Source organism: Gloeothece verrucosa PCC 7822, from assembly GCF_000147335.1.
Classification (GTDB): Bacteria; Cyanobacteriota; Cyanobacteriia; order Cyanobacteriales; family Microcystaceae; genus Gloeothece; species Gloeothece verrucosa.
Window position 1 is genome coordinate 3711167 of the sequence record NC_014501.1, and the last position, 21930, is coordinate 3733096.

Annotated in this window: 21 protein-coding genes; 11 read left to right on the top strand and 10 right to left on the bottom strand. The window is 38.6% G+C overall.

Annotation, left to right across the window (positions count from 1 at the left end; all coding sequences use genetic code 11):
- Nucleotides 1–191: 191 nt before the first annotated feature.
- From CYAN7822_RS16360 to CYAN7822_RS16370, 4 genes are all read right to left on the bottom strand, one after another.
- Nucleotides 192–995 (bottom strand): ion transporter, encoded by an 804-nt coding sequence (locus CYAN7822_RS16360; protein WP_013323371.1) that lies wholly within the window; start codon nt 993–995, stop codon nt 192–194.
- A 47-nt stretch (nt 996–1042) separates the two neighbouring features.
- Nucleotides 1043–1894 (bottom strand): prephenate/arogenate dehydrogenase, encoded by an 852-nt coding sequence (locus tag CYAN7822_RS16365; protein WP_013323372.1) that lies wholly within the window; start codon nt 1892–1894, stop codon nt 1043–1045.
- A gap of 92 nt (nt 1895–1986) precedes the next feature.
- A complete protein-coding gene (locus CYAN7822_RS35800; protein ID WP_013323373.1) occupies nt 1987–2256 on the bottom strand; it encodes a hypothetical protein in 270 nt (89 codons plus the stop codon).
- Between the two features lie 199 nt (nt 2257–2455).
- Nucleotides 2456–3340, bottom strand: coding sequence for an Hpt domain-containing protein (locus CYAN7822_RS16370; protein WP_013323374.1), 885 nt, complete (start codon nt 3338–3340; stop codon nt 2456–2458).
- A 305-nt stretch (nt 3341–3645) separates the two neighbouring features.
- Between CYAN7822_RS16370 and CYAN7822_RS16375 the strand changes: the two genes are divergently transcribed.
- From CYAN7822_RS16375 to CYAN7822_RS16385, 3 genes are all read left to right on the top strand, one after another.
- Complete coding sequence (locus CYAN7822_RS16375; protein ID WP_013323375.1) at nt 3646–4647, top strand: SDR family oxidoreductase; 1002 nt, start codon at nt 3646–3648, stop codon at nt 4645–4647.
- Between the two features lie 11 nt (nt 4648–4658).
- Nucleotides 4659–5576: an NAD(+) kinase gene (locus CYAN7822_RS16380; RefSeq protein WP_013323376.1), complete on the top strand. Its 918-nt coding sequence runs from the start codon at nt 4659–4661 to the stop codon at nt 5574–5576.
- A gap of 285 nt (nt 5577–5861) precedes the next feature.
- Nucleotides 5862–7664 carry an ABC transporter ATP-binding protein gene (locus CYAN7822_RS16385; RefSeq protein WP_013323377.1) on the top strand — a complete coding sequence of 601 codons (1803 nt, stop codon included), beginning with the start codon at nt 5862–5864 and terminating at the stop codon, nt 7662–7664.
- Nucleotides 7665–7794: 130 nt separating this feature from the next.
- On the opposite strand, the gene CYAN7822_RS16390 is transcribed toward CYAN7822_RS16385, so the two are convergent.
- Nucleotides 7795–9072: a glycosyltransferase family 4 protein gene (locus tag CYAN7822_RS16390; protein ID WP_013323378.1), complete on the bottom strand. Its 1278-nt coding sequence runs from the start codon at nt 9070–9072 to the stop codon at nt 7795–7797.
- Nucleotides 9073–9634: 562 nt separating this feature from the next.
- Here CYAN7822_RS16390 and CYAN7822_RS16395 point away from each other — a divergent pair.
- The 4 genes from CYAN7822_RS16395 (at nt 9635) to CYAN7822_RS16410 (ending at nt 13847) form a co-directional block, all read left to right on the top strand.
- On the top strand, nt 9635–10909 hold the full coding sequence (locus CYAN7822_RS16395) for a polysaccharide pyruvyl transferase family protein (protein ID WP_013323379.1): 1275 nt from the start codon (nt 9635–9637) through the stop codon (nt 10907–10909).
- A gap of 72 nt (nt 10910–10981) precedes the next feature.
- Complete coding sequence (locus CYAN7822_RS16400; protein WP_013323380.1) at nt 10982–11842, top strand: sulfotransferase family protein; 861 nt, start codon at nt 10982–10984, stop codon at nt 11840–11842.
- A 73-nt stretch (nt 11843–11915) separates the two neighbouring features.
- Nucleotides 11916–12791, top strand: a complete 876-nt coding sequence (locus CYAN7822_RS16405) for a formylglycine-generating enzyme family protein (protein ID WP_013323381.1) — start codon at nt 11916–11918, stop codon at nt 12789–12791.
- A gap of 39 nt (nt 12792–12830) precedes the next feature.
- Nucleotides 12831–13847: a formylglycine-generating enzyme family protein gene (locus tag CYAN7822_RS16410; protein WP_013323382.1), complete on the top strand. Its 1017-nt coding sequence runs from the start codon at nt 12831–12833 to the stop codon at nt 13845–13847.
- On the opposite strand, the gene CYAN7822_RS16415 is transcribed toward CYAN7822_RS16410, so the two are convergent.
- Nucleotides 13848–14999, bottom strand: coding sequence for an extracellular solute-binding protein (locus tag CYAN7822_RS16415; protein ID WP_013323383.1), 1152 nt, complete (start codon nt 14997–14999; stop codon nt 13848–13850).
- A gap of 212 nt (nt 15000–15211) precedes the next feature.
- On the opposite strand from CYAN7822_RS16415, the gene CYAN7822_RS16420 reads away from it, so the two are divergent.
- The gene (locus CYAN7822_RS16420; protein WP_013323384.1) at nt 15212–15613 is read left to right on the top strand and encodes a hypothetical protein; all 402 of its coding nucleotides are present in this window, start codon (nt 15212–15214) and stop codon (nt 15611–15613) included.
- A 35-nt stretch (nt 15614–15648) separates the two neighbouring features.
- Here CYAN7822_RS16420 and CYAN7822_RS16425 read toward each other — a convergent pair whose 3' ends face one another.
- Together CYAN7822_RS16425 and CYAN7822_RS16430 are read right to left on the bottom strand one after the other, a co-directional pair.
- Nucleotides 15649–16311 carry an ExbD/TolR family protein gene (locus CYAN7822_RS16425; protein WP_013323385.1) on the bottom strand — a complete coding sequence of 221 codons (663 nt, stop codon included), beginning with the start codon at nt 16309–16311 and terminating at the stop codon, nt 15649–15651.
- A 22-nt stretch (nt 16312–16333) separates the two neighbouring features.
- A complete protein-coding gene (locus CYAN7822_RS16430) occupies nt 16334–16978 on the bottom strand; it encodes a MotA/TolQ/ExbB proton channel family protein (RefSeq protein ID WP_173362922.1) in 645 nt (214 codons plus the stop codon).
- A 218-nt stretch (nt 16979–17196) separates the two neighbouring features.
- Here CYAN7822_RS16430 and CYAN7822_RS16435 point away from each other — a divergent pair, with 218 nt between their 5' ends.
- Nucleotides 17197–18510 carry a serpin family protein gene (locus CYAN7822_RS16435; protein WP_013323387.1) on the top strand — a complete coding sequence of 438 codons (1314 nt, stop codon included), beginning with the start codon at nt 17197–17199 and terminating at the stop codon, nt 18508–18510.
- 83 nt (nt 18511–18593) lie between these two features.
- Here the strand turns inward: CYAN7822_RS16435 and CYAN7822_RS16440 are convergent, their stop codons facing one another.
- Nucleotides 18594–18827 carry a hypothetical protein gene (locus CYAN7822_RS16440; RefSeq protein WP_013323388.1) on the bottom strand — a complete coding sequence of 78 codons (234 nt, stop codon included), beginning with the start codon at nt 18825–18827 and terminating at the stop codon, nt 18594–18596.
- Between the two features lie 296 nt (nt 18828–19123).
- On the bottom strand, nt 19124–20059 hold the full coding sequence (locus CYAN7822_RS16445; protein ID WP_013323389.1) for an ion channel: 936 nt from the start codon (nt 20057–20059) through the stop codon (nt 19124–19126).
- Nucleotides 20060–20379: 320 nt separating this feature from the next.
- Here CYAN7822_RS16445 and CYAN7822_RS16450 point away from each other — a divergent pair, with 320 nt between their 5' ends.
- Together CYAN7822_RS16450 and CYAN7822_RS16455 are read left to right on the top strand one after the other, a co-directional pair.
- On the top strand, nt 20380–20982 hold the full coding sequence (locus CYAN7822_RS16450) for a DUF1517 domain-containing protein (RefSeq protein ID WP_013323390.1): 603 nt from the start codon (nt 20380–20382) through the stop codon (nt 20980–20982).
- Between the two features lie 40 nt (nt 20983–21022).
- Complete coding sequence (locus tag CYAN7822_RS16455; RefSeq protein WP_013323391.1) at nt 21023–21892, top strand: hypothetical protein; 870 nt, start codon at nt 21023–21025, stop codon at nt 21890–21892.
- Nucleotides 21893–21930 lie beyond the last annotated feature (38 nt).

Consider the following 21930-nt stretch of genomic DNA (forward strand, 5'->3'; position numbering starts at 1 on the left):
TGATTTATACTCTCGGTATAAATTTTAGTTTTTAACTCTTTATTTTAGCCTCTGTTCTCTATCGCCTCAAATTCCTTAACCTGATTTTAATTTTCTCTTATTTTTAGGCAATTGCAGAACTTATTTAACAGTTATTGATTTTTTTTTACAAATCTATATACTAGCCAATTTCAATTGAATCTTAAGGGTATTTATTGATGAGCTATATCTAGCTTGTTTCCACATTTTTTGCAAAATATGGCATCATTATCATGACTATCTAGCCCACACTCATAACATTGGAGGTTATTGGTTTTATTTTCAACTGTTTTCATGAGTTGTTTAGTTAACTCAGTAATTTGCCAAGGAATCAGAATAACACCACTGATAATCATCATTAAAGTGACTGCACGTCCCAATTCCGATAAAGGAGTCACATCGCCAAAACCGACGGTAGTCATCGCCACTACCGAAAAATATAAAGCATCAAAAAAATTACGAAAAAGTTCAGGATTATTTTGATGTTCTATCTGATAGATTAATCCAGCATAAACAAAGGTAATTGATAATAAAATTAAAAAAATTCGAGTTACAGCTATTTCATTAGCTATTTTCATTTTAAATACAGAGGTTTCAAATTCGATAAATCGGATCATTCTTAAAACTCGAAACCATCTAAAAATCCTAAAAAAACGAACATCTATTAAACCAAACAACAAAGGAATTATCGCTAAAAGATCTAAAATGGAAAAAAGGCTAAAGACAAATTTAACTTTCTCTTGGGCACACCAAAAACGGACGCTATATTCGAGCGTAAAAATAATTAAAATAACTAGATCAATATAATCAAACCATACTTCTAGCGATTTGGGAATGGAATAAGTCTCAGCGACAAAAATCGCTAAAGATAAAAAAATCGCTCCCATAATGCTTAAATTAATGATTTGTCCTAGGGCGGTTTCTGTATCTTCTAGATAATAAGCAATTTGCTCTTTTAAAAAGAATTGCTGTTTCATGATTATTTTGAAGCCTACCTAGTTATTTCTAGTTTACTGATGAGTTTTTAAGAACAAAATCTTCCTCGTAATTGTTGAGTTTTTTCAAGAAATTCTTCTAGCCGCTCCCAATTTTCATTCTCAATCAGATCAATGACTTGCTCTAAACTTTGGCGATATTGAGAGAGTGATACTAATAAAGCTTCTCGATTATAATGAGCCATCATTAGCCCTAATTCTGGGTTTCCTCCTCCGACTCGACTGGTATCTCTAAACCCAGAACTGGCTAATTTTTGGGCTAACTCTTGAATATTTGAGTCTGATTCATGAATACAAGCATCAATCAGACTAGCACTAACCATGACGGGTAAATGAGAAATCCAAGCAACCGCTTGATCATGTTCTATGGGAGAACATTGATCATAGAGCAAGGCTCCTAGTTTCTGCACAATTTCTCGCAGTTTTTCGACAGATTTTTCAGGAGTCGTTTCCACTGAGGTCAAAACATAAGGTCGATTGACAAATAGGTTCTTTTGTGCGGCATAGATTCCTTGTTCTGCGGTTCCTGCCATCGGATGTCCGCCGACAAAATTGGGCCAAAGTTGAGAACATCGTTCAACAATAGGGGCTTTAACCGAGCCGACATCGGTAATAATAGTTTCAGGATTAAGATTGAGTTCGAGGGTTAATCTTTCCACAGTAGGAATAATCTTATCAATAGGAGTACAGATAAAAATTATTTCTGTCTGAGACAATATTTCTAGACTAACATCAGCATGATTAACCGCCTCTAGCTCCATAGCAATTTCACAGGTTTTTGGGTTACGAGAGACCCCAAATATTTCTAAGCCAGAGGCCCGTAAATCTAGTCCTAAAGAGCCGCCTATTAACCCTAGTCCTACAATTCCAATTTTAGTCATTTGTGAGTTATGTGTTGTTGATTGTTAATTAACTATTTCCCCGTTTCCTACTAATGGCTAATAACTAATGACTAATGACTAATGACTAATGACTAATCACTGTGATAGTCAGAACAGCCAATCGCATTTTCTGTATTAGCGATTATCGGTTTTATCGTACATTTAAGACGATGATCGTTAGTAAAATACTGACAGGTAGGACAGGGGATTTGGTGCATTTTTTTAGCTCTCGCTACGGAATCACGGATAGCCATCCACATTGTCGAGCATAGTAGAATTATAAGTCCCCAAGCCAACACAAAACAAATGGGCACTAAAACGGGCTGTAAAATTTTAATCAACTCATGTACTAGGCGAAGCACGGAATTTCTTCTCCTTTTGCGTTCAACAGTTTACAGTTAACAGTTATCAGTAGTTCGTTGCTGGGGGGTTGATCCGACAGATCTCAGTTGAGACGATTATAAATCTGGCAAACGCACCCGCGCCTCTGAGTGATCAGAGGTTTAAAAGAATAACTGAACTGATCTGTGATTACTGTTAACAGTTAACTGCTAACTGATCTTACCGTGCTGTTTCAAGAATTTGTACTAACTGAGATAGTTGTTGTTTATTAAAAACTTTCATAAGGGTTTTTGCCACTGACTGCGGCTCTAAAGACACCAGGATTTGAGGTAATTTAGCATTAGCCAGTTGCTCTAACTCAAAAGTCGGGGCGATGTTTTGACTTTGCCCTAATTCAAGCAAGTCACTGCCTCGTTTAAGCTCTTTAATGATCACAGGCGCTAGAGTCGGATAGGAGTGTTTTGGGTTAGCGATGGCTTTTTGAGACAAGTTGACCAGTTGTTGCCATCCGGAATCATTAGGGGCTACTTTACTTAAGCTAGATACTAATTTTTCTAGTCTTTGGCGAGATTCTGCTGTAGCTTCCTGCTTAAAGAGTTGTAACATTTGCCGCAGCAGTTCTTTAATTTGAGAAGATGGATTAACCACAGCCGTCTCAGCTATCACAGTAGTGCCTTTGGCATTGGGGTTAAGCAATTGATTGAGATAGCTCTGTAACTCGTTAAACATGGGTTCTCCTTGTTGAACGAGGGCGTTAGCTTCATCATCTTGAAGACCAAAAGGACTTTGTAATTTTTCCACTAGCGCTTGTAAGATATCATAGGCTTTTAAAAATAAAGATTCTAATTTTTGGTCAACTTGAACATAATTTTCTCTTAGGATTTTAAAAGCGTCTTCTAAGCGGTGGGCTGTTTTTTGAATGCTCCCATAGCCAAGCATCGCCGCGCCACCTTTAATAGAATGGGCCGCTCGAAACATTTCATTAACCTCTTCAGAGTCATTAGCCATGTTAGAGAGATCTAAAATGCCCTTTTCTAAGGTTTCTAAGTGTTCGTTGGCTTCTATAATGAAATATTCTAGAATTTTACTATTTGCCGCTTCCACAAGCCAGTTCCCCCTTACAGATACATCACTGTTGATTGATAAACAATGAAGTCTCTTTTTAGTCGGCAAGGAAGTCTTAAGTATCTAACCCTGACTATGCCAGAACCCTATAGAGACTCTAATCATAGAATTCCCAAAAATGGAAGAAAAAATAACATTCTTTAGGGAACAGGGGGTAGGGCGTGGGGGAAGGGGGCAAGGGAAAGACGCTCTGACTCAAGATGTTTTGTGATCTCCTCTATGATCCCGAGCCAAGATTTGATAATATCTTAGAGAAAGTTTAAAAAATGTTACAAAAATTCTCAATGAAATTATTGGTAGTTGGTGGTACGGGCACTTTGGGCATACAAGTGGCTCGTCGCGCTTTAGAAGAGGGTTATCAAGTACGGTGTTTAGTGCGAAATCCCAAAAAGCCGGCATCTTCAAAATTAAAAGAGTGGGGTGCTGAACTGATCCAAGGGAACCTACGTGACCCAAGAACCCTCATTACAGCATTAGAAGGAATAGAAGCCGTTATTGATGTAGCTACAGCTAGAGCCACTGATTCATTAAGTATTAAACAAGTTGACTGGGAAGGGAAAGTCAATCTCATTAAGGCGGCGGCATCGGCAGGCGTTGAGCGTTATGTCTTTTTCTCGATTCATAATGCCGAAAAATTTCCGAATGTTCCTTTAATGGAAATTAAACATTGTACAGAGCTTTTTTTAGCTGAATCTGGGTTAAAGTACACCATATTGCGCCCTTGTGGGTTTATGCAGGGGTTAATCAGCCAATACGCTGTGCCCATTTTAGATCAGCAGGGGGTTTGGATTACTGGCGAAAGTACACCCATTGCCTATATGGATACTCAAGATCTTGCTAAATTCGCCGTTCGCGCTTTGGAAGTTCCTCAAACCGAAAAAAGAACCTTTCCTCTGATGGGAACTCGCGCTTGGAAAGCTGAAGAAATTATCCAACTGTGTGAGCGGCTCTCGGGCAAAGAAGCCAAAATTTCGCGAGTTCCTATGGGATTGTTGCGTTTTCTGCGCCGAGTGACTCGCTTTTTTCAATGGACTTATAATGTATCAGACCGTCTAGCCTTTGCGGAGGTTTTAGCGAGTGGTCAACCCTTAGACGCGCCAATGGATGAAGTTTATCAAGCCTTTGGACTTGATCCCAAGCAAACAACTACTTTAGAATCCTATTTACAAGATTATTTTAGTCGAATCCTTAAAAAGCTTAAAGAACTCGATTACGACAAAAAAGACCAGAAAAAGAAAAACAAGAAAACCCCTTTTAAAACTAATTTTGACGGATCTCTAAAGTAGGATGACAAATCGTGCCAACAGCCGGCATCATCTATAACGATATCAAACCGATAGCTTGTAAAGTGGCTTTGGAGTTAGAAGACAAGCTAAAAACTCATGGTTGGGAGGTGGTAACCGCCACAGGTGGGGGAGGAATATTGGGCTATTCTCGACCAGAAAGCCCTGTATGTCATACCCGTATTGAACAATTAATTCCGCCAAACTTTGACTCGAGTTTAACTTTTGCAATTGTTTTAGGGGGTGATGGGACAGTATTATCGGCTGCCCGTCAATTAGCTCCTTGTGGAATTCCCCTTTTAACGGTTAATACTGGGCATATGGGGTTTTTGACCGAAATTTATTTGAATCAATTACCCTCTGCCTTAGATAAGTTACTGGCGGGAGATTACAACATTGAAGAACGCTCAATGATGACTGTACAGTTATTCCGAGAGGAGTTTTTATTATGGGAAGCTTTGTGTCTTAATGAAATGGTGGTTCATCGAGAGCCTTTAACCAGTATGTGCCATTTTGAAATTCAAATTGGTCATCATGCGCCTGTGGATATTGCGGCTGATGGGATTATTGTTTCTACGCCTACCGGTTCTACTGCCTATTCTTTGAGTGCAGGGGGTCCAGTGGTTACTCCTGATGTTCCTGTATTCCAGTTGGCCCCCATTTGTCCTCATTCTCTGGCTTCTCGCGCTCTCGTCTTTTCTGATAGTGAAAAGGTGAATATTTTTCCAGCTACTCCTAACCGAATGGTGATGGTGGTGGATGGTAACGGGGGTTGCTATATTTTACCCGACGATCGAATTCATCTAGAGCGCTCATCTTATCGCGTCCGCTTTATTCGCTTACAATCTCCCGAGTTTTTCCGTGTATTACGAGAAAAGCTGGGTTGGGGTTTACCTCATATCGCTAAACCCACTTCTGTAGAATTGCCTTGAATAATCCATCGTCATTGGTTATATCCTTTGTGGTTAATTTTGCATAAAATCTGCGTTTTTCATCCACCTCTTTGGGGGAAAATTTATTTGGAATTTGAACTTGTCAGAAATATGTATAAGCTGCTAAAGTTGAGGATAATTAGCGTTGTTTCTAAAGCTGTAAAAACCTAACTGGGTGATCAAGAGGAAAAGTGGTCAAGTCGTTAAAAGTTTAAAAACCTTTCCTCCTCAAGGTCACCATTAACCTATCCCTTTTAAAAGTTGCCTATTGCTACTTATTTGATTATGATTCAATATTTATCAAAGCTTTTATACGTCGTAACCGGTAAAAGAATACAATTGGCTATTCTCGTGTTAACTTTTTTCGTTTCATCAGGCGTAGAAGTTTTCGGCGTAGGACTGATTGGCCCATTTCTTAACATAGCTATTAAACCAAGCTCTATTCAAAAGATCCCTGTTTTAAACTGGATTTACGAGCAATTACATCTGCAATCTACTAGAGAGTTTATTCCCTTGATGGGCCTGGCTATTACCTGTTCCTTTATCATTCAAGCTGTTTTACTAATTTATTCACAAAAATACTTGAGTGACTTTAGCTACAACCAACAAAGAATTTTAACAAATAGATTGATTCACTCTTATTTGGCAGCCCCCTATACTTTTCATTTAAGTAAGAATACAGCCCATATTATTAAAAATATTATTAGCGAAACGACTCTTTTTACTCAGGGCTGTTTAATGCCATCTCTAAGGTTCATTAACTATCTAGTGATCACTCTTCTATTCTTTGTACTGCTGGCTAAAACAAGTTCAGTCCTTTTGATATTGGTCTTAGGAGTTATCTTACCTATATTTTTATTATTTAACCAATTAGGGGGAAAATTGCGACAATGGGGTAAGCACCGCTCGGAAAGTCAAAAAGAAATTGTTCGTACTATCAATCACAGTCTAGGGGGATTTAAAGAAACCCGAATCTTAGGATGTGAAAGTTATTTTAGAAAAGAAGTAGAACACCAATCTCATGTTTACAGCCGAGCATCTACCTTGTTTACTATCGCTCAAATGCTGCCGAATGTGATCATCAAAACAGTTTTAATTATGATTTTGGTGCTTTACATTGCTTTTGCTGAAACTCTATTTAATCAAAATCTAGCCAGTTTAACGGGAGTGATAGGAATTTTTGCAGTGGCAGCTATGCGCTTAACTCCAGTAGCTAGTGGAGTTATAACTACGATCAATCAATTACAAAATAGTGGTTATACCCTGGATATGCTCTATTTAGACCTCAAAGAACTAGAAAAAGAAAATACAACCTATCAGTTGGACGAGGGAAAAGCTTTAAGCAGAAGTAACAACACCAATTCTAATCTTCCTGAAAATGAAACCTTAGCTTTTGAAAATCAAATTGATTTAGTTGATATCAGTTACCGTTATCCCGGTTCTGAAGAGCCTTCTCTAGATCATATATTTTTGAGTATTAAAAAGGGAGAATCTATTGCTCTAATCGGTAAATCTGGCGCAGGTAAGACCACATTAGTAGATGTTATTTTAGGCCTGTTAATACCAGAAAGTGGAGACATACAAGTTGATGGGGTATCGGTCTACAATAATCTTCGTTCCTGGCAAAATTTAGTTGGCTATATACCCCAGTCCATTTTTCTCTTAGATGACACTATTGAGAAAAATATTGCTTTTGGTGTTCCTAACAAGTTAATCGATCAAGATAGATTATTTAAAGCGATAAAAGCCGCTCAACTTGAAGAGGTCGTTGAACAATTACCCAAAGGGATTAAAACAGAAATCGGTGAACGAGGAGTAAGACTATCAGGCGGACAACGTCAACGCATAGGAATTGCTCGTGCCCTTTACCATGAGCGAGAAATTCTCGTCTTAGATGAGGCCACTTCTGCACTAGATAACGAAACCGAACGTCTTGTTACTGAGGCGATTAAATCCCTAGCTGGAAGCAAAACTTTGATTATTATTGCCCACCGACTGACTACGGTTGAACATTGCAATCGTATTTATATGCTTAATAAGGGTAGTATCGTTAAGTCAGGTAGTTACCAAGAAGTTGTCACATCCTAACAAGCTCCTATTTAGGGAAAAACCCCTAACAGATTGGCAAACAAAGATAAAAGTAAGTAGGTGGATCGAACCGCCTACTTATCAAAAATTGAGGAATTTGTAATCCTAAGACATCGCTCAACAGAAATATTTACTGAGTTTTAATTAGCTCGGATGGGACTCCATTATTAACTGTGTTGAGGGTTTCTTTAATTATAGATTGAAATCCATTCGTGGAATATTCTTTAACTACCTTAGCTTGTCCCTTCTCGGCCATTTTTATACATAATTCTGGTTCTTTCAAAAGTTGGATACAGTGATTAATAAATTCTGTTTCATTCTCAGCAACTAAGAGATATTCTCCATTTTGTAACGTTTCGTAGCCATTGTGAGCATGGGAAGTAATAATCGCAGTTCGTCCATAAAAAAGAGACTCTACAACTTTGATTTTTGTCCCACCCCCTTCAAAAATTGGCACAATCGTAAAAGTACATTGTTCATATTCCTCGGCTAGATTCTCAACAAAACCTACCACTTCTACGCCCGGAATTTGACCAATAACAGATTCTATCTTTTCCCATCCTCCTGACCCTACTATCCGCAGTTTGGCTTGAGCCACTACCCCATGAATTTTTGGCCAACAGTGCTTAACAAATCTTAACATAGCTTCACGATTGACCCGATGACCGTAAGTTCCTACAAAGAGGATTACTGGCGAGTTTGACTGTTTAAAAGACGGTACAACTAGATTTGAGATACTGAACTGATAAGGAATGTTGGGAAGCAATGAAACTGAAGGATGATTGATTCTACGAGCATCATTTTCATTAGTTACCCAAATATGCTTACATTTTTCAATTAATGGCGGCATAATTTCCTCTATTTGTCGCAGTTGTCTAGTAATTAGCGGACGCAATAAAGGATTTAAATTCGGCTGATTCAACCGAGAGCGAAAAACGCTATCATCTAAATCATCAATGTCGAGTAATATGGGAATAGTATTCTGATTAAAAACTCCAGAACGCGCAGTGGGTCGTAAATATCTGCCCACGATGAAATCGTAATTATTTTTATTGATTAAATCAGTAACTAAAGACAGGACTTGTGGGTCCGCTTGATATTCGATGCTACGTTCTCCGAAAACTGTTGCTATTTGATCCACTAACTTAGGTGATAAAGGTCGAACCCACCGCCATTTTCCAAATTGCCCCCGTTCTAAATGTTCAATTAGATTGATTGAGTTGGCATCTGGAAAAAATTTTTTGAGAAAGGGTAAGTAGCCTTTACCTACTATAACAACATCCACCTTTCCTAGAACCAGAAGACTTTGATAAATAAGGAGGGTCCGTTGACCCCCTCCTGTGGTATCCAAGCAAGCATAGCTAGGAGCAATCAGTAAAAATTTTTTAGATTTGTCTGTAGAATACATAAAAACTATATTGAAGGGTTTGACCAATTTTAAATTCAAAATTTTTTGATTCAAGCAGAAACATTATTGAGCTTTAATTAATAAATTTCGCGCCAAAATAACCCCTGAATACTGAATAAAATTCAGGAGTGTTCAGTTCTACGCGCGGTCAACCTGCTAGAAGTTAAATTTTGAATTGACTCATGATAATATCTTCAATTCTCTAAAGAAATTGAGTGATAACGCTTAGTAAATTAAGTGCCATCTTAGACTAGCTAGATAGTAATGTCTACTATCTTAGGTTAGATAAATGACGACAAGGCTCTAGGGAAATGCAAGGTTTGAATTGAAATAAAGTCTCTAGGTATTAATTGAATAAATTTGACTTGATTAATTGTATATGGTAGAGTGGCTATCAAAGTTCACGGTTTTTCAAGTAATACTAAATCAAATTTTCAAAACCCCTTTACAGTTTTTGATTTTGCCTATTATCTGTTGTCTTTTTCGATAAAAGGGTTATCTAAAGCCGATTTAGTATAATTTATGTATTTTTTTATCCTTTGAGCATTAATTAAGTTAAATAATGAAAGAATTTGTTAAACGGCTACTCAAGCCCATTATCTCTATTTTTCTGTTTATATACATTGCTTGGCTGCGTTTGAGAGGGCGTTTTTTCAACCCTAGAACCAGTCCATCTGTATTAATTTTGCCGCCTGCTGAACCCGGTAGTCTAGGGGATGAAGCATTAGTCACTGGGCTGTTAACCTTATTAGAAGATAAAGGGATTAAAAAAATTGGCTTAGTTTCCTATAAGCCAGAACTTCAGTGGGAAATTTATCGGTTGGAAACTTACAGCTTTGAACTTAGACATCATTTTTTAGGAGGCTATCTAGGTTCCCTAATTGCTCCATTTTACTTTCTTAATGCTGTACATCAATACCAAAAATTTTATTGTATTGGTGCCGATGTAATGGACGGCTATTATTCGCTTAAAGACTCTCTTCAACGAATCAATTTTGTGGATCTAGCTACTCGTTTAGGAATAGAAGCCGCTCTGGTTAGCTTTAGTTTCAATGACCGACAAAAACCCGAAATTATAGAAGCCTTAAATAAACTCCCTTTAGATGTACGAATCTGTGTCAGAGACCCAGTTTCTTATGAAAGATTAAGTAAACTATTACAACGACCGATTGCACTTGTCGCCGATTTAGCTTTTCTTTTACCCCCGGTTCAAGATTCGCCAACTGTTCTAACAGTAGGGCAATGGATTAAGGAACAGCGTAGTAACAATAAAGTTATCCTCGGAATTAACGCTAATTATAAATTAGTGGAAAGCCTTAAATTGAAAACCTTGGATGATCTTATTAAAATATATGTCACTACTCTGGTAGAACTAAAGAGTAAAAATGCTGATTTTAGCTTTGTTTTAATTCCCCATGATTTTCGAGATACTCAAGGCATGAAAAGTGACGTGGGCTTGGCTAAAGGGATTTATCAAGCACTTCCACAAGACCTTCAGTCTAACTGTTTTATCGTCCCTAGTCCTTGTAGTGCCAGTGAAATCAAGGGAATTTGTCGTCAATTAGATATGGTGGTCAGTGGGAGAATGCACCTTGCCATTGCTAGTTTAGGACAAGGGATTCCAGCCGCTTGTATTACTTATCAAGGTAAGTTTGAAGGATTATTTAAGCACTTAGAGCTTGAAGGAATGACTCTTGAACCTGAAAAAGTTCTTCAGCCAGAAAAATTAGTCCAATTTTTGATGCCTTTAATAGCAAAAAGAGAGGAAATGAGTCAATATATTCAAGCTAAATTACCAAAAATCAAAAAACTATCTGAGGCGAATTTAGGCGAGTAGCCAGATGATTGATTCAAGAAAAAAAAAATGATAATATTTTTATGTTATCTGACTTGAATCTACACAATTTATATGGATTATACACCAATTTTAGTGACAGGATGTTCTCGCTCTGGCAGCACTTGGGTTGGAGAAAGTATTGGTTTAAATAAAAAATTACGGTACATTTATGAACCGTTTAATATTGATATTAAATCCCCAAATAGACTCAAATTCCCTTTTCAGTTTATGTATATTAATGAGGAGAATGGAGCAGAATATTACCAACCTATACAGAAATTGCTAACCACTATCCCTTTGAAGGAACGTTTGGCGAATTTTGGTCAAGGTAAGCAGCGGCCACTGCTAAAAGATCCATTAGCCGTCTTTTCGGCTCCCTGGTTAAACAAGCAATTTCAAGCAAAAGTTGTCGTGACCATTCGCCATCCTGCCTCGATAGTCAGTAGCCGAAAAAAACTAGGCTGGCGTTTTAATTTCAAAAATTTTCTGCAACAATCACTCCTGATGCAAGATTATTTAGAGCCTTTGAGGAGTGATTTAGAGTCCCTTACAAAGCGAGACAGAGATATCATTGATGAATCAATTATGCTTTGGAAAGTAATATATTACGTCGTCGACATCTATCGTCATAATCATCCCGATTGGCTATTTATTCGTCATGAAGATATTTGTGCTGATCCACTCGCTGCCTTTAAACAGATATTTGCTTATTTAAACATAACGGTAAGCGACTCGATTTGTCAAAGTATTTTAGATAGCACTTCTGAGAAAAACCCTACTGAAATACCGACAGCAACCCAGCACAATCTCCGTCGCAACAGTCGCAGCGTTAGTGAACTGTGGAAAAGCCGTCTGTCAGCAACTGAAATTCAACGTGTTCGCCAAGAAACAGGAGAATTAGCTGATAAATTTTATTCTGAAGCAGAATGGTAACTTAAATTAATGACAATTTTCGCTTCTCACATTTGAAAACAAATTATTTTACAGAGAGAAAAAAACAGATCCTATGCTGGAATTTGTTCTTGTAGATAATCCGAATAATCCCCCTGATCTAAAAACTCAATCAGGTCAAGTTAACTACATTTTTGAAATAAGTAAATATCAAATAACCAACGCTAATTACGCTGAATTTTTAAATGCAGTAGCTGTTTATTCTGATGCTTACCAACTCTATAACATTAATATGGAAAGAGGACTGTTTGGCGGCATCAAACGTACATCTTCTCATGACGGCTATGTATATGAGCCTTTGGAAGGTTATGCTGATTTGCCAGTCGTTTATGTCTCTTGGTTTGATGCGGCTCGTTTTTGTAATTGGTTACACTTTGGCAAACCCAAAAAAGGAGAATCCGTTTTGGGGACAACTGAAGGCAATGCTGAAATAGGAGCCTACAACACTTCTTTAATGACTGGTAAGCGTGGTATTCAATTAGTTGAAACCCATAATCCTCAAGCTAAATACTGGATACCTACCTTAGATGAATGGAATAAAGCCGCCTATTTTGATCCATCCAAAGATGGTCAAGGAGGTTATTGGCTTTATCCAACCAAAAGCGATACAAAACCAAAAGCCGTTCCCCCTCCGGGCGATGAAAATTCGGCTAACTATTATGACTTTCAATGGGCCGCTCCTGAAACCTATTTAACCCCTGTTGGGAGCTATAAATATAGCAGTAGTTACTATGGAACTTATGATCAAGGCGGTAATGTTCACGAGTGGGTAGAAACATCTCTTTATAAGAAAACACATCGCTGGATAAGGGGAGGAGGCGCAACCAATTATGATCTTGCTCTCTCAAGGTTAAATGTTGACTCAGAGTATCCTGACCATAAACTCTACATTTTTGGCTTTAGAGTTGCGAAAAAACCAGATATTGTTTAATTTAATCCTTATTGTTCAATAGTAAAGTAGCAAGAAAAAATGGAATTTGTACTCATTAGCGATCCCGGTAATCAACGAGACTCAAAATTTAAATTTGGATATGTTCCTTATCTGTATGAAATCGGTAAATATGAAGTCACCAATCAAGATTATGCACAATTCTTAAATGCTGTGGCTCAAAGCGACGATCCTTATTCTTTATACCACCCCAATATGGCGACAGGTTTGTTTGGGGGAATTGACAGATCGTTTGAAGCTGGAAAATATACTTATTTGGCTAAAAAGGGATGGGAAAAAAAACCTGTGGTTTATATTTCTTGGTATGATTTAGCTCGTCTAGCTAATTGGTATCATTACGGAAAACCCTGTACAGGACGCTCAGAATTAGGAACAACCGAAGGGACACAAAATCAGGGAGCATACGATACCGGTTTTTTCCCAAAACACGCTCAAGATTTTGTCGATTATGGAAAACTTCCTTTTGGGAGAAATAAAAAAGCTCTATACTGGATTCCTAATGAAGAGGAATGGTATAAAGCCGCTTACTACGATCCCACCATAAAAGACAAGAGACAGTATTGGGATTACCCAGTTAAAACCAATAAACTTCCGAATAACTCTGAACCTCCTGGCGATCAATTTTCAATTAACTTTTTTAGAGAAACTTTTGCCATAGGAAAACCGGATTTTTTAACTGATGTAGATGCTTATCCGTTGGCCTGTAGTTATTATGGTGTGTATGATCTAGGGGGAAATGTATGGGAATGGCTAGAGAATTGGCGGCTGCAATACCGAGGATCAGAGAAAGTTAGGGGATTGCGCGGCGGTTCTGCTACTTATAGTGAAATAGGTCTTCACGCTCGCAATACCGATCCGGGGAATCCTTCTCATGAGAAATTTCTTTGGGGAGGAAGACTGGCTAGAGCGCATCTAACGCCTAGCGGCGAGACAATTTATTCCGATAGTTCTTACACAAAATTCAAATGGTATCGAAAAAGAATCATCTCCTCTTTGGCAGCCATCGTCAAGAAAACTCTCCGCAGAAATAAGAATTAACTAATCACTAATAGCCACTCTAATTTCCCGCCATAAATTCTCATATTGTTTCTCAACGGAAGCCGGAAGAGGTTTAATAAAATCGCTTTTCTCTAAAATATTTTTATCAATTAATAATAAAGGATTATCCCGAATTGCCTGGGGTAAATTTTCTGGTGCAAGCTCAAGAATAACTGGCGAAACCGCATCAGTAAATAGAGAAATTTCTTTGGCTGACTTAGACTGCCAACAAAAATTAATCCAATCTTGCACGAATTTTGAGGGCTTTATCACCGCCGCCGGTTTAACCCAAATATCAGCCCATAAAGCCGTCCCTGATTGGGGAACTACTGCGGCTATATCTCGGTAATTTTTTAGGAGTGGGATAATTTCATGAGACCAGCCAACCGCTAACCAAGTATCTCCTAAAATTAAAGGTTCTAAATAATGATCAGAACTATAAAATTTTGCTTGTTTATTGAGAGCAACTAAGTCTGATTTAAGATTAGGAATTTGATTAATATTGTCCGAGTTGTAGGAATACCCTAACTTTTTAAGGGTTAAGCCAATGACTTCTCGCGGCTGGTCTAATAAAGAAATGCGATTACGAACATCTTCTCGCCAAAGATCACCCCAATCTTTCGGTTCCCAACCTAATTTTTTTAAATTATCTTTCCGATAAGCGATCATCGTCGTTCCCCAACGATAGGGCGCTCCCCAAATTTTTCCTTGTTGAGAAACCATTCCTTGCTCATCACGGCGCACAATTTCTTGCCAACGAGGCGGCAACTGTTGCCATTTTAAATCTCCTTCTAAAGGACTAATTAATTTTTGCTCAATCGCTGTGGCTAACCAACTATCTCCTAATGTGACTAAATCCGGGACCGGAGCCGGTTTTTTATTGATAAAAGGTAGCCCGGAATTTTTATTGGGTTTTGACAAGTCTTTGGCTTGCCAAGTTTGTAGTAACTTTAATAGAGTTTTTAATTGAGATTCTAAAGTAAAAATTGATTTACTTGAGATCGAAGACCTAAAGTCCCCTATTAATTGAGAAGGGATAGAATTATCGAGTAATAACACTCTAAAAGCCGCTTCATCTGAATTACATCCTGTTAAGATTTGGGCTAAGGCTACAGTGCCAACAGCTAATAAAAAAGAACGACGACGAACCATAGTACCTGATGAATTGTTTAATCTAGGATCTAGCTTACTAAAAAAACAGTTGAAACTAAGCTTAGGTAAATCTAACTAAATATTTTCAGGAAGTTTTAAGTAAAATTAAGACTAATGAAGTAATCGTTAAATGTTTCAGGAATTGTTACATTTGATCGACAGTTCACTCTAGGATGGAAGAAAAGGATTTTTTGAGGCCAAGTAATCAGAACATGAGCGCACTACAAAAACAAATTATCGACCTCAATAGTAAGGTTGATCAACTTCATGAAGTGGTAGAACGCTTAAGTGAGCAAATTGCTACCTTAGCGACTCAACAAGCACCGCCCCCTCCTAACCCAGACCCTAAAGATAATGAACCAATCAACATCAGTATTGTTGAGCCAATGATTAGTTCAGAGTCTATCCAGGAAGTCTCTTGTTCATCAGTCATGGCTCACAAAGATATTATTGAGGATCAAAACACTAGCAACACGGGTGGCTATGCTTACTACAGCGAAACCTATCTACCACCAGAGATACAAATTCGACGGCTAACAGCCCAATTAACGGCAGCTTATAATCGCATTGCCGTTTTAGAAGAACAATTATTAGCTCGTCGCATTCACCATTAGGAGGCTCAACCATACCTCATCGATAACGATAAGGATTAATTGCTTTGAGGATTGCTGCTTGGAGCGTTGGGAACACCCGGCACACTAGAATTTCCACCATTTAAGCCTTCTGGGAAAGATGAGGGTGATTGTTGTTGTCCGTAATTGTAAGATCCACTAGGAAGATTAGTTCCTGAAGGGAAAGAATTTTGATTTGGCGTTGTTGGATTCAAAGACCCCCCCTCGCCCGGTAAAGTGGCTAAAGCTACCCGATCCCCTCCCACTTTCTTCAACATATCCAGCACTTGCACCACATCATTGTAGCTGACATCTTTGGAAGCATGGAGGACTAATCGCCCTTGGGGATTATATTGATGATAGTTTTTAATGGCTTCTTCTAGCTGATTGGGCGTGACTAATTGTTTTTCTACATACAGTTGACCAACGCTATCTAGACTAACCACCAACATTTCCCGCATTTCAGTGGTTCCTGATGTCGCTTTTGGCAAATCTAACCCGATGGCCTGCTGTCGGGAAAGCCCTACGGCTCCTAAAATAAAAAATGTCAAAATGCAGAAAATAACATCAATCAAAGGCACAATATTGACTTGTACCTCCCCTCCTCCGTGAGAGGCATCTTGCCATACTCTGATCGGCCGTGGATGGGTGTGGCGAACTTGGGAACGTGTAGTTTTGTTGTTGTTAAAGGTGTCTGTCATCGGATTTCTGTATAAACTTGGATTAATTGTCTACGGTTTCACTGGTTTCTAAATTAGAATTCATCGGGATTCGGTTATCTTCGAGAGCCATCCAGCGTTGACGATAGATTAATTCTAAATCGCTGCCAGATTTACGAAAAACTCGCATTTCATTAAACCAAAGCGCTTGAAAAATACGATAGAAGGCTAAACTGCTAATGGCTACAATCAGTCCTGCAGCCGTAGAAATTAAAGATTCACTAATCCCTAAAGTCACCCCGGCTGTGGAAGATGTCCCCAAATCACTCAACTGGATATTACTGAGAGATTTAATCAGACCTAATACCGTTCCCAATAATCCTAACAGAGGAGCCAAAGCAACCACTGCCTCTAAAAGTTTATCTCCCCGACGCATGGTGTTTAATTGATCATCGGCGGCTGTTTCTAAAGCTAGATGAAATAAATCGGGGTCTGGATTATTTAATTTTAAAGGAGCATAAAGATATTCTCCCAACGGATGACGACGATAGTCTCGGGCGATTTTTGGGGTCATCTCCCAACTGCGCGCCGCGCTATCCATGATCCGATTCAAAACCTGTCCTTGTTTGAGTAAAACCCGGCTCCAAAACCAAATGCGTTCAATAATGGTACTTAAAGCCAAAATAGACAGAAATAATAGAGGCCACATAGAAGCCCCGCCTTTTTCCATGATTTCTGCAAAATTCACAGCCTTTGTTAACCTCCGTTCATTGACCTTAAAAAAACTAGATGTTTCCGTAATAGTTTACAATTATATGTTTACAATTCTAAGTGTTTATGATTAGCAATCAAGTATATCCTCAAAAGGAGGGAAAAGAATAGTTAGCACTACGAGCAACTCTCACATCTGTTATCGCCTCAAACACCATGATCAAAACTAAGGGACTTCTTTCTGCTCTCTCAGATACCAAAATCAAAGAAAAAGCCGTTTTTGCCACAACGAGCTTAACCCTCTTATTATTTATAAGCGGTTGGTTGGCCCAATATAGCAGCGATGCCTTGGAGTTTGTAGCTAATCCTCAAGCTACCTATCGTTTCCACGCTTTTATGCCTTCTCTTAAACAACTTAATCCACAACAACAACTGATTGAGGCTAATACTCAATTTGGCTTAAATTTATTTCAGACTCTGGTTACAGAAGACCCCAATCAGAATGTTTTTGTTTCCCCAACCAGTGTGGCGATCGCTTTGTCAATGGTTTTGCAAGGCACTGATGGCAAAACTCAACAGCAAATGCTCTCTACTTTAGGATATGAAAATCTCAATCTAAAGCAGATCAATATGGCTAACTTGACCTTACTGAAAACTTTACAAACAGAGAATTCGCAGATCGAAGTTGCCTTAGCTAATGCTTTATATGCTCGTGAGGGAGTTTCCTTTCGTCATCAATTCCTTAAGGATAATGAACAGTATTATCATGCCCAAATTACGAGCTTAAATTTTTCTTCTCCTCAAGCACCAGGAATCATCAATCGTTGGACAAAGGAACACACCAACGGCAAAATTGATCAAATTATCACTAGGATTGATCCCAGTGAGGTATTGATTTTAATCAATGCTATCTATTTTAAAGGTATTTGGAAAACTGAGTTTGCTCAAAAACAAACCAAGGAGGAGCCTTTTTATTTACCTAACGGCCAAACTAAGCAACAGCCGCTCATGTCAGGAACAGGTAAGTATCAATATTACGAAAATGAAGAGTTTCAGGCCGTTAATTTACCTTATGGCGATGGTCGTTTGAGTATGTATGTTTTCTTACCTCGAACCAACAGTAATTTGACAAAATTTTTAAACCAAGTTACTGCTGAAAATTGGACTCAATGGACCGGAAAATTTAACGTTCAAGAAGGCTCTCTGAAGATTCCCCGATTTAAGTTAGAGTATGACACGAATTTAAAAGAGACTCTCTCCGCTTTGGGAATGGAATCTCTTTTTAGACAAGCTAATTTTTCTCAAATGACTTCTTCTCCTGTCGTCATTAATGAAGTTAAACACAAAACTTTTATTGAAGTTAATGAAAAAGGAACAGAAGCGGCAGGCGTTACCTCTATTGGTGTAAGAGGAACTTCCACAGCAGGAACTTTTAGCATGACAGTTAATCGTCCTTTTTTCTGTGCTATCCGAGATAATCAAACAGGCACAATTTTGTTTATGGGAGCCATTGTTGATCCCAAACAATAGATAGATTAATCTCTATTAAGAGAGGTTATAGAGAGACGTTACTAGCAACGTCTCTAGAGTGACTACAGATAATTCTCCTGAAGCTAAGTAGTCCAGAGGGCAAAATTCTCAGGGAAAGTATTTAAAGACAGCAATTTGGGATAATGTTGATGGCTAACCCATCTTTTTCCCTGACATAAGTGGCAATCTATCATCTCTTCTTCACTATCAAAGGAAAGCTTTCCCATTCCTTGGCAGTAGGGACAAAGAATTTTTTCTTGGTCAGCATAAGCCGAGAAAATTTTTTCCTCAGAAACTGAATCAAAATCTTCGTACATTTTGAAAACCTCTTTGTATTAATAAATGTTGAAAAATTGTAAACAATCTTTAAGTATTTCGTTTTTTTCCTCACGTAAAAACGAGAAAGTCTGATGATAAAATTTCAGAGTTAATCATTAGGATACCGGTTGGGATCAGGTATTGATTGACCCAAAATGGCAAGATAAAAGCGGTTGTCGGGTTTTAGCCTTTTATATTAATAATTTAATCTTAAGGGAAAATTGTCCTAAACTTAAATCTAGTTTAGGATTCGTAACAGAAAAAACCTTGGCCGGTTTTCTAGTTCATCTAAAGATCATGCTTCCTTAGCTTTAACCCGATGAAAGTAAGATAAATCGATATAGCGATCGCCATTGGCCGTATGATAGACAACATCTTCAAATTGATGATGCCAAAGAATCTCCCTAAATCCATAAGCATAACGAGCATACATGGGTTGGGCAATGGTTTCATCTACTCCTGTCACAGAAACCATAACCATCGCTTTTCTTTTTTCGAGTAATTCGGGGGTAATATTATATAAAGGACTGTGTTCATCAATCGGGTGAATAACCATCCAAGTCATCGCAAAGCTTGGGGTGTGATTACGCAACAGTTTTAATTCGTGAACACGACGCATAAAATTTCCCTCACTACTCACCTCATCCCACATCAAATAAACTCGCATTTTCGCTTCTAAAATGAGATTGCGGCGCTGATTAGCGGCTCGAAGCATTAAACTAGGAATGCCGTTATAAGGGGAAATAACACTGACTTTACTAAATAAAATTCGGGCGCTTGACTGAGAAAAACGAGCAAAAGCTAAGCCAGTGATTAAAGCTAATCCGATAATACTCACGAAAGCTTCTATTGCCACCAGACAATTAGCATAAATTGAGGTAGGGTACATATTCCCATAACCAATGGTGGCTAGAGTATGAACACTGAAGAAAAAAGCATCTAAAAACGAACCTGGGGGTAAGTCATGAATCCCTTGTCCGCATGATAAATAGGCTAAAGCAAAAATAGTATTTAAAAATATATAGTACAAAATGATAATCAATAAAAATCCTGACCAAGGAAGAGTTAGCAGCAAATGATAAGGGTCTTTCCAATAATGATACCAAACCCCAAGACCCTCTATACTGATCTTTGTACCATCAAATCTGAGCCACAATTTTTGGCTTGATGGGGGAGTAGTACGATTTTTGGTTAGGGAAGGTTTGTGTCGATATTTTAGGGGAGGAAGCATAGCTTAAATACAATACAAAAATAACGGTTTATTCTTTCAGTGATCAACCACTGAAAATTTAACTCAAATTGTAGAGCAATAGGGCTGTAATCGGCAGAGATAAAAACTCGCTCTTGTGCCAATAAGTCGTGAAGAATTTGAATTTAATTAGATTTCTTGACAAACACAACTCTTTTTGACCTTGATGAGCCGCTTTGAATCTTAAATTTTATTAATGACTGGGGAGTAGGGAAAGGGGAATGACCAATGACTATTGACTAATGACTATTAACTAATGACTAAAATAGATACAGTTATAACTAAGATCTGTAGCAAATATTATGAGTTCTTGGCGCGATCGCATTAACAAAATGACAGGAAGAACCCGTTATGTGGTTTGTCGGATCTTTATCCATCTGTCAGGACAAGAAATCGCTCCTTTATTAGGAGTGCTAAACGAAGCCGCCATAGAAGCGGTAGAATCAGACGGAGATATGGAAGTTTTAGGCGAAGGTTTGGTTAATATTTGCCAAAAACTCCTAGACCTGAAAATTTATTGGCGATCTGCCGCTAATGAAGGGGATGTCTTTTGGAAAGAAGAAGACGCGGGAGATTATGTGACGGAATTATTCACCGACTCAGCACAACGCTATGGAAGTGGAACAGAATTTGATGAGGGAGTAGGGGAAAACGAACCTCTAACCCTACCTATTACCCGCAACATAGTTGTTATGATCACAGTAGCCTTTGAGGGTGAACATCCCGACCTAGAAACGAATTTGGCGGACCTCCAAGCCCTCGAAAATAGTCTAAAAGCCTTGATTAATCTAAATTATCAAGGACAATTAAGAGCGATTCAAGTTCATTTTGCTCCGGCTCAGTTGGGAGATGAATTAACCAATGACCAACTTTTAATTAATTACCCTGAACTTGTACCCTTATAAATGACCTTCGTTGATTGAAAAAAAATTTAAATATAACCTTATGTTCCGTCAATTTACGGCGATTTTGCTCGCTCTAGCCTTATGTTGGACCACCGTAGCTTGTAGTTCCCCTACTTCTACCTCCTCGAATCCTAACTTTAGCAATAATGTCAGTGTCAATTCCTCTAAGTTAGCCAACGGACGTTATCCGGTTCAACAGGCCACTTATGATGATGTGGAAGGAGTTTACACTCTGATGTTACTCAATGCTAACCCCCCTGTATATCGAACCACTAATCTACAGATGGCGCGGCTAAGTGAGGAAGCCATTGCTAAAGGGGAAAAAGCCTATTTAGACGTTAATGGAAATCAGACGGTGATGTATATCCCTGAAGATTTTAAAATTGAATACGTCCATAACGTCACCGAAAATCAAGTCAACCCCCAAACCGGACAACGTGAAACCGTAGTGGTGCGTCAGCAGTCGGGTTTCTGGGCACCTTTTGCGGGTGCATTAGCTGGTCAAGCTTTAGGCAGTTTATTGTTTACTCCCCATTATTATGTGCCGCCTGTCTATCAAACCGGTGGCATTATGACCGGATATGGCGGCTATGGCAGAAGCTATGATCAAGCCATACAAAGTTATCAAACTCGATACAATGCTCCCCCACCGGTAGTGCAAAACCGTCAGAGTTTAAGAACGACTGGCAATCTCAGATCGTCTAGCAGAGGGCAAACGGTTCGTCGCCCCAGTTACTCTACTGGCACTAAATCTAGCGGATCAGGCTATGGGTCAAGTACCCTAAGAAACTCTGGTAAGTTTAATTCTAGCGGCTCTAAACGCAACCCGAGCTTTGGTAGTAGTTCAGGTAGTCGCAGTAAATCATTTGGTAGTAGTCGGCGTAGTTTTGGTGGAGGACGGCGGCGTTAATTAAATATTATCGGCTTGTTTCTGTGCGGCGCGTTCTC